Genomic DNA, 12561 nt, shown 5'->3' on the forward strand with positions numbered 1-12561 from the left:
CGTACAGGAGCGACCACATGCCGTTGAATAAGAAAGTCCTGGCTATTGTCCTCGCCGGCGGCGAGGGAAACCGTCTCATGCCATTGACGGCTGACAGGGCGAAACCCGGCGTGCCCTTCGCCGGTAGCTACCGGCTGATCGACTTTGCCTTGTCCAACCTGGTCAACTCCCGTTATCTGCAGATCGTGGTCCTGACCCAGTACAAGTCCCACAGCCTGGACCGCCACATCTCCGAAACCTGGCGGATGTCCACGCAGCTCGGCAACTACGTCGCCTCCGTTCCCGCGCAGCAGCGCGTGGGCAAGAGCTGGTTCCTGGGCAGCGCGAATGCCATCTATCAGTCCCTGAACCTGATCCATGACGCCAACCCGGACATCGTCGTCGTCGTTGGCGCGGACCACGTTTACCGCATGGACTTTGCCCAGATGGTGGAGCAGCACGTCAAGAGCGGCGCCAAGGCAACGGTCGCCGCCGTCCGCCAGCCGCTGAACATGGCGAACCAGTTCGGCGTCATCGAGGTGGACCCCGAAGACTCCCAGAAGATCGCGGCGTTCGTTGAAAAGCCGTCGTCAACCCCCGGACTGGCTGCCGACCCCACCCAGTTCCTGGCCTCCATGGGTAACTACGTCTTCGACGCCGACGCCCTGGTGGACGCCCTGCACGTCGACGCCGAACGCCTCGACACGAAGCACGACATGGGCGGCGACATCATCCCCTATTTCGTCAACCAGGGTGAGGCCGGCGTCTACGACTTCACGCTCAACGACATCCCGGGATCCACCGAACGCGACCGCACCTACTGGCGGGACGTCGGCACCATCGACTCCTTCTACGACGCCCACATGGACCTGATCTCCCCGCTCCCGGTGTTCAACCTGTACAACTCGGAATGGCCCATCTACACGCGGCAGAGCATCGCCCCGCCTGCAAAGTTTGTCCGCGGTGACAACAACACCGTCGGGACAGCACTTGACTCGATCGTCGCCAGCGGCGTGGTCATCTCGGGCGGCATCGTGGAAGGCTCGGTCCTGTCCAACGACGTCTACGTCGGTACGGCCAGCCGCGTGGTGGACTCAGTGCTGATGGACAAGGTCCAGATCGGCGAGGGCGCCGTGGTCCGCCGCGCCATCATCGACAAGAACGTCAAGGTTCCTGCCGGCGCCGCGATCGGCCTCGATGCGGAGCTGGACCGCGCCCGCGGCTTCAAGGTCACCGATTCCGGCATCACCGTGCTCTCCAAGGGCCAGGCGGTACCCGAGCCCGACGAGGCCGAGCGGAAGCTTTCGGCGGCCAACCTGCACCTGGTGCCTAACGCGGTGAAGGCCGCGACGGAAAACTACCCCGAGGTCCGCAATTCCGTGAACCACGCAGGTCAGGCCCAGGCAGCCGCCGTCACCTCCGACAGTTCCGCGAGGTAGCCGCTACTCACCCGTCGCCGGGCGTTGGTCCCGGCAACCCCTGAGGCAGGCCCGTGCCTCAACAGGCTGTAAAATCAGATCAATGAGCTCCTCCGATCTGACGCCTGATGAGATTCAGGCCTGCCTCAAGGTTTTAAACTCCATCCACGTCTACGACGAGGAGCACCCTGACTACGTCTCGGTGCGCCGCGCCACCGGCAAGATGTTCAAGGCAGTCAAGCGGCACCGCCGGGTCACCAAGCGTGACCTCATCGCCGAGGCAGACCGCGCCGTCATCTCCCAGACCGCCACGGCTGCGCCGGACCGGATCGACGACGAGACCCGGGGCAACAAGCTGGCGCCGTCGGCCACCGGCAAGGTGGCCGGCCACCTGATCAGGTCCCGCCCCTGCTACATCTGCAAGCAGCACTACACGCAGGTGGACGCTTTCTACCACCAGCTCTGCCCGGAGTGCGCAGCCTTCAGCCACACGAAGCGGGACGCCCGGACCGACCTCACCGGACGCCGCGCGCTGCTGACCGGCGGCCGGGCGAAGATCGGAATGTACATCGCGCTCCGCCTGCTCCGCGACGGCGCCCACACCACCATCACCACGCGTTTCCCGAAGGACGCAGCGCGACGTTTCGCCGCCATGGAGGACAGCGCAGACTGGCTGCACCGGCTCAAGATCGTGGGCATCGACCTGCGCGACCCCTCCCAGGTCATGGCGCTCACGGATTCCCTTAACGCCGCCGGCCCCCTGGACATCATCATCAACAACGCGGCCCAGACCGTGCGCCGCTCCGGCAACGCTTACAAGCCCCTGGTGGACGCCGAGGACGAGCCGCTGCCGGCCGCCCTGGAGGCGGCCAACGGCGGCCCGGAGCTGGTCACCTTCGGCCACGCCCACGACAAGCACCCGCTGGCCCTCGCAAGCAGCGTTACAGAGCACCCGGTCCTTGCCGGCGACGCTATCACCTCGCTTGCCCTGTCCACCGGGTCGGCGTCGCTGGAACGCATCGCCACCGGAACCGCCATCGACGCCGGCGGGCTGGTGCCGGACCTTGCCACGATCAACAGCTGGACCCAGGTGGTTGACGAGGTGGATCCACTCGAGATGCTCGAGGTGCAGCTGTGCAACGTCACCGCCCCGTTCCTGCTCGTGAGCAGGCTGCGGGACGCGATGAAGCGCTCCACCGCACGCCGCAAGTACATCGTCAATGTCTCCGCCATGGAGGGCCAGTTCTCGCGCGCCTACAAGGGCCCGGGGCATCCGCACACCAATATGGCCAAGGCCGCCCTGAACATGATGACGCGGACCAGCGCCCAGGAGATGCTGGACACCGACGGAATCCTCATGACGGCAGTCGACACGGGCTGGATCACGGACGAGCGCCCGCACTACACCAAGGTCCGGCTCATGGAAGAAGGTTTCCATGCGCCGCTTGACCTCGTGGACGGAGCGGCCCGGGTCTATGACCCCATCGTCATGGGCGAGCACGGCGAGGACCAGTACGGCGTCTTCCTCAAGGATTACAAGCCCAGCCACTGGTAGGCGCCGGAACGTACTGGCAGGCATGGTGCAGCGGGCGTAGGCTCTGCTCCATGACGAATGTGCAGCCCGCCGCAGCTTCCCACGAGTCCGTGGAACACCTGGATTCCAGCCAGTGCTGGGACCTGCTCCGACAGGTTTCGGTCGGCAGGCTGGCCGTCTGGGTGGACGACCATCCGGACATCTTCCCGCTCAACTACACGGTGGACCACGGCACCCTGGTGTTTCGAACCGGTGAGGGCACCAAACTTGGCGGTTCCCTCGGGGAATCCCCTGTGGCGCTGGAAGCCGACGGCGTGGACGCAGTGTCCGGCATGGCGTGGAGCGTGGTGGTCAAGGGCAAGGCCGCGGCACTGAAAAGCACAGACGAAATCCTGGATTCAGCGTCCCTCTACCTCTTCCCGTGGCAGGCAGGCCAGAAGGACCACTTCGTCCGCATTACTCCGGATTCCGTCACGGGCAGGCGCTTTAAGGTGACTCCGCCTCTGACGTGGTGGACGCAGCTCAGCGGAGCAGTTAAATCCGCCCCCGAATAGGCGACCCGCACTGCGGGCGCAGGCCGCCGCTCCGGGTTAAGCGAGCCTGGTGATTTCCACGCTGACGCTGAGCGCTGAACCGCCGCCGCCGGACAGGATGCCCTTGAGCGGAGGGACATCCCGGTAGTCGCGGCCGCGGGCCACGGTCACGTGGAAATCCCCGGCCGGTTTGTGGTTCGTGGGGTCCCAGCTGCGCCACTCGCCGTCCCACCATTCCAGCCACGCGTGGGACTGGCCGGCAACAGACTCGCCGATGTCCGCCGTCGAACGCGGGTGAAGGTAACCAGACACGTACCTGGCGGGAATCCCGCGGCTGCGCAGCGCGCCGATGGCCAGGTGGGCCAGGTCCTGGCAGACGCCCTGCCGCTGGTTCCAGGCTTCCTCGGCGTTGGTGGTGACGCCGGTGGTGCCCTTCATGTAGGTCATCTCACCGCGCATCCACTCGAAGATTGCCATGGCGGCCTCGTGCGGGTTCTTTCCCTCGACGACGCCGGGGATGATCCCCAGGACCTCGGCACCCGGACCGGTGAGCTGGGACTGCGGAACCCAGTCACTGAACTGGTTGAGGATCTCCGATGAGCCGAGCACGTCCCAGCCGACGATGTCCGCTTCCGACGGGACGCGGTCCACCCGGTGCACTTCGACCGTGGTGGTGGACAGCACCTCGAGGTATTCATGGGGCATCTGCATGTCGAACGCGGTGACCCGGGTGCCCCAGTAGTCGCGGTAGCTGCTCACGGCCGCCTGGGACGGGGAAACCTTCATCGAGGACTCCAGCACCACCTGCTGCGGGTCCGTGAGCGGCGTCATGCGGGCCTCGTTGTAGGAGAGGGTCACCCGCTTGTTGTACTTGTAGCCGGTCTTGTGGATGATGCTCAGCCGGGTCATGAAACTTCTCCCACCCAGGCCAGTTCGTCCGCCTGATTGAAGTACTTACGGGAAATGGCGTCCGAGGCCTGCGAGACGGCTTTCTGCACGCGCTCCATGTGTTCCGGGAGCTCCGACATGAGATCGTCGGTGCGGTGGAACTCAAGGAAGGTGCGCGCCTGGCCCACGATCCGGCGGGCGTCATTGATGAAGCCGACACGCTGGGCCGAGGGGTCCAGCTTCGCCAGGCATTCGTCGGCGTCACGCAGGGCGTAGACGATGGAGCGCGGGAAGAGCCGGTCCAGCAGCAGGAACTCGGCGGCGTGCTGGTCTCCGAACGCGGCACGGCGTGTGCGCAGGAATGACTCGTAGGCGCCGGCGCAGCGCAGCATGTTCACCCAGGACATGCCTGCGGAGAGGACGTCGCGGGTGGAGAGCATGCGGGCCGTCATGTCGGCCCGCTCCAGGGACCGGCCCAGGGCAAGGAACAGCCAGCTGTCGTCGTGGCTGACGGTGGTGTCCGCCAGGCCGCTGACCATCGCTGTGCGTTCGAGCACCCAGTGGCAGTACCGGTAGGTGCCCACGACGTCCTTGCGGTGCTGGTTCAGGCCGTAGTACGTCGTGTTGAGGCTCTCCCATAAGCCGGAGGAAACGGTCTCGCGGGCACGGCGCGCGTTCTCACGGGCGGCCCCAAGGGACCCGGCGATCGACGTGGCGCTGTGCTTGTCGTAGGCCAGGGCGTGCAGCAGTTCTTCGAGGCCGAAGTCCTCGCTCTGCGGGCGCGCCCCCATGACGGCCAGCAGTTCGCGGGCAACGCTGCGGCGCTCCTCTGTGGGCAGGTGGTTCAGCCGCTCGAGGTGGACGTCCAGGATGCGGGCCGTTCCGTCGGCCCGTTCAACGTAGCGGCCGATCCAGAAAAGCGACTCGGCGATTCGGCTAAGCATGTGCGGTTACCTCCTGCGCGAGTGTGGTGCCGGGTGTGGATGACGTGAATACGGATACGGAAGGCGGAAGTGCGTGCGGCGTCACTGCTGCTGCTCCGACTGGCGGTCCCGCCAGTTGCTCTCGACCGGCCACACAGAGACGCGTTCGCGCACCGTGATGGACTGCCTGGGCACCTGCTCCACTGGAACCTGGGGGGAATCCGCCAGCACCCAGGTGTCCTTGGAGCCGCCGCCCTGGCTGGAATTCACGATCAGTGAGCCTTCCTTCAGTGCAACGCGGGTGAGGCCGCCGGGGAGGACCCAGACGTCGTCGCCGTCGTTGACGGCGAACGGCCGCAGGTCCACGTGGCGGGGACCGAACTTGTCCCCGCTGAGCGTGGGCACCGTTGACAACTGCAGGACAGGTTGGGCGATCCAGCCGCGGGGGTCCGCGATGACGCGCTTCCGGAGGGCCTCGAGTTCCTCCTTGGACGCGTCCGGACCGATCACGAGGCCCTTTCCGCCGGAGCCGTCCACGGGTTTCACCACGAGTTCGTCCAGGCGGTCCAGGACGTGCTCGCGCGCTTCCTTTTCCTCCAAGCGGAAGGTGTCCACGTTGGCGATGACGGGCTCTTCGCCGAGGTAGTAGCGGATGAGGTCGGGAACATAGCTGTAAACCAGCTTGTCGTCGGCCACGCCGTTGCCCACGGCGTTGGCGATGGTCACGCCGCCCGCCCTGGCCGCATTGACGAGGCCCGGGCAGCCGAGCATGGAGTCGGAACGAAACTGCAGCGGGTCAAGGAAGTCGTCGTCGATCCGCTTGTAGATGACGTCCACGCGCTGTTCGCCTGCGGTGGTCCGCATGTAGACGCGGTTGCCGCGGCAGATGAGGTCGCGGCCCTCCACCAGCTCGACGCCCATCAGCCCGGCCAGGAGGGTGTGCTCGAAGTAGGCGCTGTTGAAGACGCCGGGGGTCAGGACCACCACGGTGGGGTCGTCCACGCCGGAGGGCGCGGTCTTGCGCAGGGCGGAGAGCAGACGCCGCGGGTACTCTTCCACGGGACGGATAAGCTGGGAGCCGAACGCCTCGGGAAGGCCCTTGGCCATGGCGCGCCGGTTCTCCAGCACGTAGCTGACGCCGGACGGCACACGCACGTTGTCCTCAAGGACCCGGAAGGTCCCGGCGGCGTCGCGGACGACGTCGATGCCCGAGATGTGCACGCGGACGCCGCCGGCCGGTTCGAAGCCGTGCACGGCCCGGTGGAAGTGGGCACTCGTGGTCACCAGCTGGCGCGGAATCACGCCGTCGGACACGACCGTCATCTTGTCGTAGACGTCGTTGAGGAACGCCTCCAGTGCCCGGACGCGCTGGGCCACGCCGCGTTCCAGGACGCTCCACTCGTCGGCGGGGATCACCCGGGGGACGATGTCCAGCGGGAAGGGGCGCTCCTCCCCCGCAAAGTCAAAGGTCACGCCGCGGTCCAGGAAGGTCCGCGCCATCGAGTCAGCACGGGCACTGACGTCGGCAAGGGACAGCTCACGGAGGGCACCGGCGACCTGCCCGTAGGACTTACGGGCGGTCTGCCCCGGGGCAAACATCTCGTCGTAGGCGCCGGTGCGGCCGGCAGCCTCGGAGTAATCCTGGAATAGGTCAGACATGGTCATTAGCCAACCACCTTTTTGTTGCGAATTCATTTCCGTACCCCGTCCTGGCGTGTTGACGGGTACGTCCGGTTGGTCTTTTGCCGCCGCCGTCCGGTATGGTTAGGACGTGCCAGACTTCCGATTCCCGACGCCGGCCCTGCAGCGGCTGCGCAGGGAGGCGCACCAGCACTTTACCCGGAATCTTCCCGGCCTGCTGACGGCCGTGGTTGCACTGGCCCTTGCCTTCACCGTCCACGCTGCCGTTCCGGCCCTTCCGGCCATGACCCTGGCCGTGGTCCTCGGCCTGCTGGCGGCCAATCTGCCGTTCACGGCGGCGTGGTCGGCAGGCCGCGCCAGGCCCGGCCTCGACTTCGCCGGAAAGCACCTGATGCGCGGCGGCATCGTGCTTCTCGGGCTCAAGGTTGGCATCGCGGACGTGCTGGGGCTGGGCTGGACCTCGCTGCTGCTGATTGCGGCCGTCGTCGCGGTGAGCTTTGCGGGCACCTACGGCATATCGCGCCTGTTCCGGCTGCCGCGGGACGCCTCGCTGCTGATAGCCACCGGTTTTTCCATCTGCGGCGCCTCGGCCATCGGTGCGATGGCCGCCGTGCGGCGGATCAGGCACCCGGACACGGTGCTCCCGGTGGCCCTCGTGACCCTTTGCGGCACGCTGGCCATTGGCGTCCTGCCGTTGCTGGTCCATCCCCTGGGCCTCAGCCCCGAAGTCTTCGGAGCCTGGACCGGCGCGTCGGTGCACGACGTCGGCCAGGTGGTGGCCACGGCGCAGACCGCGGGGACCGCGGCCCTGGGGATCGCCGTCGTCGTTAAGCTGACGCGGGTCATCCTGCTGGCCCCGATGGTGGCGGCGGCAGGGGTGCAGCAGCGCATGGCGTCGCTGCGCCGCAGGCGCCATGACGCGCGCCAGGAAGGTAACCCTCCCGCCGGCGCCGGGCCGGGCCAGGCGCCTCCCCTCCCGGCCATCCCCGAGGCGCTGCCGCCCGTGGTGCCGCTGTTCGTCGTCGGGTTTGTGGTGATGGTGGCGCTGCGGTCCACGGGGTGGCTCACCGACGGCTGGCTGGACGCGGCCGCCGGGCTGCAGGACATCCTGCTGGGGGCCGCCCTGTTCGGGCTGGGATCCGCGGTGCGCATCCACACCCTCCTGCGCACCGGGCTGCGTGCCGTGAGCGCCGCGCTGGCGGCCTGGCTGCTGATCGGCGTCCTCGGGCTGGCCGCCGCCCTCCTCATGATTCAATAGCGGGGTGTCGAATGAGAACCTCCAACGCAAAGAAGCGGCAGCGCGGTCGGCCCTGATCAGGACACACGCGTACGACGTCCTGCTGGACGTCCGCCACGCGCCGGATCAGGACGTGACCGCGTACACCAGCCGGAGCACCGTCACCTTTTCCGCCAGCGAGCCCGGAGCCTCGACCTTCCTGGACTTCATCGGGCAGGTGGAGAGCGTGGTCCTCAACGGCGTGCCGCTGCCGGTGGCGGAGATCGCGGACGGCGCACGGATCCGGCTCGAGAACCTGCAGGCTGAAAACTCCGTGACCGTCACCGCCACAGCGCTCTACAGCCGTTCCGGCGAGGGCATGCACCGGTTCGTCGATCCGGCGGACGGGCAGTGCTACCTCTACACGCAGTACGAGCCGGCCGACGCCCGCCGGGTGTTCGCCAACTTTGAACAGCCGGACCTCAAGGCTTCGTTCACCTTCCACGTCATCGCACCGGCCGGATGGCACGTCGCCTCCAACGGCGCGGAGGCCGGGCGCACGCCCGTGGACGGCGATCCCGCCGCGGGCCGCTGGGACTTCGTTCCCACACTGCCGATGTCCACCTACATCACGACCATCCTGGCGGGTCCCTACTTCAAGGCGCAGGATCTGTGGGAAAGGACGTTCGACGACGGCACCCGGCTTGAGGTGCCGCTGGCACTGTACTGCCGGGCGTCCATGGCGGAATCCTTCGACACGTCAGCGCTGTTCCAACTCACCAAGCAGGGACTGGAGTTCTTCAACGGGCTCTTTGACTACCCGTACCCCTGGGGAAAATACGATCAGGCCTTCGTTCCGGAATACAACCTGGGGGCCATGGAGAACCCCGGCCTGGTCACTTTCACGGAGAACTACGTCTTCACTTCCCGGGCCACCGATTCGCAGTACCAGGGCCGCGCGAACACGCTGATGCACGAAATGGCCCACATGTGGTTCGGCGACCTGGTCACGATGCGGTGGTGGGATGATCTGTGGCTGAAGGAGTCCTTCGCGGACTACATGGGTACCCTCGGGGTGGACCGGGCCACCGGCTGGGACACTGCATGGACCAACTTCGCCAACAACCGGAAGGCCTGGGCCTATGTCCAGGACCAGCTGCCCACCACCCACCCGATCGTGGCGGACATCCCGGACCTCGAGGCAGCGAAGCAGAACTTCGACGGCATCACCTACGCCAAAGGCGCCTCGGTCCTGAAGCAGCTCGTGGCCTACGTCGGCTTTGACGCCTTCGTCGCGGGATCGCGGCAGTATTTCCGGGCGCACGAATACGGCAACACCACACTGGCCGACCTTCTCGCAGCACTCAGCCGGGCCTCCGGCAGGGATCTGGCGGTGTGGGCACGGCAGTGGCTCCAGACGTCCGGCATCTCCACGCTCAGCATCGAAGTGGAAACCGCCGAAGAAACTTCAGGACAGCCGACGCTCGCCGGCGTCACGCTGCTTCAGGACGCCCCCGACCCTGCGACCGGCCGCGTGGAGCTGCGGCCGCACCGCCTGCGGATCGGCCTGTACAACTTCGATGCGGCGGGCATGCTGGTCCGTACCGATTCCGTGGAGACGGACCTGTCCGGGGCTGGGAAACCGGTCCCCGAGCTGGCGGGCAGGGCCCGGCCGGCCCTGCTGCTGGTGAATGATGAAGACCTGAGCTACGCCAAGGTCCGGCTCGATCCCGCCTCCGAGGCCACGGTGCGCGCCTCGCTGGACCGGATCGCGGATCCCATGGCGCGGGCCCTGTGCTGGACCGCACTGTGGAACTCCGCCCGGGACGGGGTCACTCCCGCGGCCCGCTATGTGGACGCCGTGCAGCGGTTCGCCCCTGCCGAGGCCGGGATCGGTGTGCTGCTGAACATCCTGGGCAACGCCTCGACAGCGCTGGAACACTACGTCCCCGCGGACACGCGCGATGCACTCCGGGAGGCGTTCGCCGCCGCTGCGGCGCGTGAGCTGCGCGGGGCGGTGCCCGGTACGGACCGGCAGCTTGCCTGGGCGCGGACGCTGGCAACGCTCTGCCGTACAGACGGCAGCCAGGTGCCGCTGCTGAGGGGCCTGCTGGACGGCACGGCCGTGGTCCCCGGGCTGGCGGTGGACGCTGAGCTGCGATGGAGCCTCTGGCACGCCCTGGCCGCGCACGGACTGGCCGGCGAGGCCGAGCTGGACGCCGAACTGGCCCGGGACAACACGGCGTCCGGACGGGCCGGGCACGCCACGGCGCTCGCCGCCCGGCCTGAAGCCGCCGTCAAGGCGGCTGCCTGGGATGCCGCAGTGCGCGGCACGGAACTGTCCAACCAGTTGCTCAGTGCCACGATCACGGGATTCAACACTGGCCCTGCGGAGTTGCTGGACCCCTTTGTGGAACCGTACTTTGAGTGCCTGGAAACGGTCTGGGCTGAGCGGAGCATCGAGATCGCGAGCAGGATTGTGCGCGGCCTTTATCCCGGAGCCCGGGATCTGCTCCCCGGCGCCGTCTCCCCTGACGGCCATCCGGTCATCGTGCGGAGTGACGCGTGGCTGGCCGCCCGCCAGGACGCGCCGCGGGCGCTGCGCCGCATCATCATCGAGCAGCGCAGCCACCTGCACCGGGCGCTCACGGCCCAGGCAGCCTCGCTGGCCAGGAAAGCACCATCGGTTGCTCCGTAACTGCCCTTTTGAGCGCCCAGGACGGCACTTGGGCCCACGCCTGGGCCCACGCTACCGAGGGGCCCCAATCGAGCTTGCGAGATCGGGGAGGTAGCGGGGAGGGTTTTCTGGCCGAGCTTGCGAGGCGAGGGGGCCGGTGGGGAGCGCTCGATGGATTTGTTAAGGCACCCGGTGCAGCCACTCCTCAGTGCCGAATTTGACGGCCACCCGCTCACGGGCCGTCTCCAGCTCCGTCGGGCTGATCTCCGACGGCGTGGCACCGTACCTCCCTGAGAAGACGTCCATCATGGCGGCGACGATGTCGGTGCGGGCCAGCCCGGTCTGGCGGCGCAGCGGGTCCACCCGCTTCTTGGCGCTGGTGGTCCCCTTGTCCGAAAGCTTCTCCTTGCCGATGCGCAGCACTTCCACCATCTTGTCGGCGTCGATGTCGTAGCTCATGGTCACGTGGTGCAGCATGCCTCCGTTGGCCAGCCGTTTCTGCGCAGCCCCGCCGATCTTGCCCTGGTCCGTGGCGATGTCGTTGAGCGGGACATAAAAGGCGTTAATCCCGAGCTGCTTCAGGGCAGCCATCACCCAGGCGTCCAGGAAGGCGTACGAGTCGGCGAAGCTGATGCCGTCCACGAGGGTCTGCGGCACGTACAGGGAGTAGGTGATGCAGTTGCCCGACTCCATGAACATCGCTCCCCCGCCGCTGATCCGGCGCACCACGGTGATCCCGTGTTTGGCCACACCCGCAGGGTCAACCTCGTTGCGGTATGACTGGAAACTGCCGATGATCGCGGACGGCTCCTGCCAGTCCCAGAAGCGTAGGGTCGGATTGCGGCGGCCTGCCCCGACTTCCTCCGTGAGGACTTCGTCCAGTGCCACGTTCAGGTGCGTGGGCAACACGGTGGGGGCAATGATGTTCCAGTGGTGGTCGGACCAGGCCGTGGCCTTGGACAGTGCCCTGCGCGTGGCGACGGCTACTGCGTCCGCGGAGAATCCGAACATCACCGCGTGCGGGGGCAGTGAGGCCTCCACGGCTGCGGCGATCTCCTCCGCCGTCGAGCTTTCCGGGAGTCCCTCCAGCGCCGCGTTGATGTCCAGCAGCGCCTCATCAGGTTCGAGGAAGAAATCGCCGCTGACGGAGACACCGGCGAAGGTGCCGTCGGCGACGTCGAGGTCCACCACCACGAGCTTGCCCCCCGGCACCTTGTACTCCCCGTGAAGCCGGGGGGCGCCGTCGTCGTCTGCAGAAATTGGCGTGCCAGTCATGCTTTCCATCCTGCACCAGAAACGCAAAAAGCCCGCACCGTTGCCGGTGCGGGCTTTCCAAAGAACCTTGGGGAGAAGTGAATTACTTCTTGCCGCCGAAGCCCTTGAAGCGAGCGTTGAAGCGCTCGACGCGGCCTGCGGAGTCCATGATGCGCTGCTTGCCCGTGTAGAACGGGTGGGACTCGGAGGAGATTTCGACGTCGATGACCGGGTAGGTGTTGCCGTCTTCCCACTCGATGGTCTTCTTGGAAGACACGGTGGACTTGGTCAGGAACTTGACGCCGGAAGCCAGGTCGTTGAATACAACAGCTTCGTACTTCGGGTGGGTATTGGACTTCATAATGGGACCTTTGTTCGCAGCGCTGGATTTTGCCAGCTGCCAGGTATGAATGGGATGGCCGTGTCTGCGTCGCAAGCAAGCTGGAAACGCAGGGCAGCCAGCTATCAATCATAGTGCATCAGCCGCGGCCTGACGAA

10 protein-coding genes are annotated in these 12561 nt (G+C 66.8%); 5 read left to right on the forward strand and 5 right to left on the reverse strand.

Going from position 1 to position 12561, the window contains the following annotated elements:
- Positions 1–17 precede the first annotated feature (17 nt).
- The 3 genes from glgC to JYA52_RS04655 all read left to right on the forward strand — a co-directional run bounded on the left by glgC (position 18) and on the right by JYA52_RS04655 (position 3485).
- Positions 18–1418: a glucose-1-phosphate adenylyltransferase gene (gene glgC / locus JYA52_RS04645; RefSeq protein ID WP_205652034.1), complete on the forward strand. Its 1401-nt coding sequence runs from the start codon at positions 18–20 to the stop codon at positions 1416–1418.
- Between the two features lie 82 nt (positions 1419–1500).
- Positions 1501–2952, forward strand: a complete 1452-nt coding sequence (locus tag JYA52_RS04650) for an SDR family NAD(P)-dependent oxidoreductase (protein WP_205652035.1) — start codon at positions 1501–1503, stop codon at positions 2950–2952.
- A gap of 50 nt (positions 2953–3002) precedes the next feature.
- Positions 3003–3485, forward strand: a complete 483-nt coding sequence (locus tag JYA52_RS04655; protein ID WP_205652036.1) for a pyridoxamine 5'-phosphate oxidase family protein — start codon at positions 3003–3005, stop codon at positions 3483–3485.
- A 36-nt stretch (positions 3486–3521) separates the two neighbouring features.
- Here JYA52_RS04655 and JYA52_RS04660 read toward each other — a convergent pair whose 3' ends face one another.
- From JYA52_RS04660 to JYA52_RS04670, 3 genes are all read right to left on the reverse strand, one after another.
- Positions 3522–4373 (reverse strand): transglutaminase family protein, encoded by an 852-nt coding sequence (locus JYA52_RS04660; RefSeq protein WP_205652037.1) that lies wholly within the window; start codon positions 4371–4373, stop codon positions 3522–3524.
- Entirely contained in the window at positions 4370–5296 is a 927-nt protein-coding gene (locus JYA52_RS04665; RefSeq protein WP_205652038.1) for an alpha-E domain-containing protein, read from the reverse strand. Before JYA52_RS04665 ends, JYA52_RS04660 begins: the two co-directional genes overlap by 4 nt.
- 81 nt (positions 5297–5377) lie before the next feature.
- The gene (locus JYA52_RS04670; protein WP_205652039.1) at positions 5378–6934 is read right to left on the reverse strand and encodes a circularly permuted type 2 ATP-grasp protein; all 1557 of its coding nucleotides are present in this window, start codon (positions 6932–6934) and stop codon (positions 5378–5380) included.
- A gap of 151 nt (positions 6935–7085) precedes the next feature.
- Between JYA52_RS04670 and JYA52_RS04675 the strand changes: the two genes are divergently transcribed.
- Together JYA52_RS04675 and pepN are read left to right on the forward strand one after the other, a co-directional pair.
- The gene (locus JYA52_RS04675) at positions 7086–8174 is read left to right on the forward strand and encodes a YeiH family protein (protein WP_205652081.1); all 1089 of its coding nucleotides are present in this window, start codon (positions 7086–7088) and stop codon (positions 8172–8174) included.
- Between the two features lie 4 nt (positions 8175–8178).
- Positions 8179–10830: an aminopeptidase N gene (gene pepN, locus JYA52_RS04680; protein WP_205652040.1), complete on the forward strand. Its 2652-nt coding sequence runs from the start codon at positions 8179–8181 to the stop codon at positions 10828–10830.
- A 159-nt stretch (positions 10831–10989) separates the two neighbouring features.
- Here pepN and lplAB read toward each other — a convergent pair whose 3' ends face one another.
- Positions 10990–12084 (reverse strand): lipoate-protein ligase LplAB, encoded by a 1095-nt coding sequence (gene lplAB, locus JYA52_RS04685; RefSeq protein WP_205652041.1) that lies wholly within the window; start codon positions 12082–12084, stop codon positions 10990–10992.
- An 82-nt stretch (positions 12085–12166) separates the two neighbouring features.
- A complete protein-coding gene (locus JYA52_RS04690) occupies positions 12167–12424 on the reverse strand; it encodes a type B 50S ribosomal protein L31 (protein ID WP_011691973.1) in 258 nt (85 codons plus the stop codon).
- Between the last annotated feature and the right edge of the window lie 137 nt (positions 12425–12561).

Origin of the sequence: Arthrobacter pascens, from assembly GCF_017052465.1 — a bacterium.
Lineage (GTDB): Bacteria > Actinomycetota > Actinomycetes > Actinomycetales > Micrococcaceae > Arthrobacter > Arthrobacter pascens.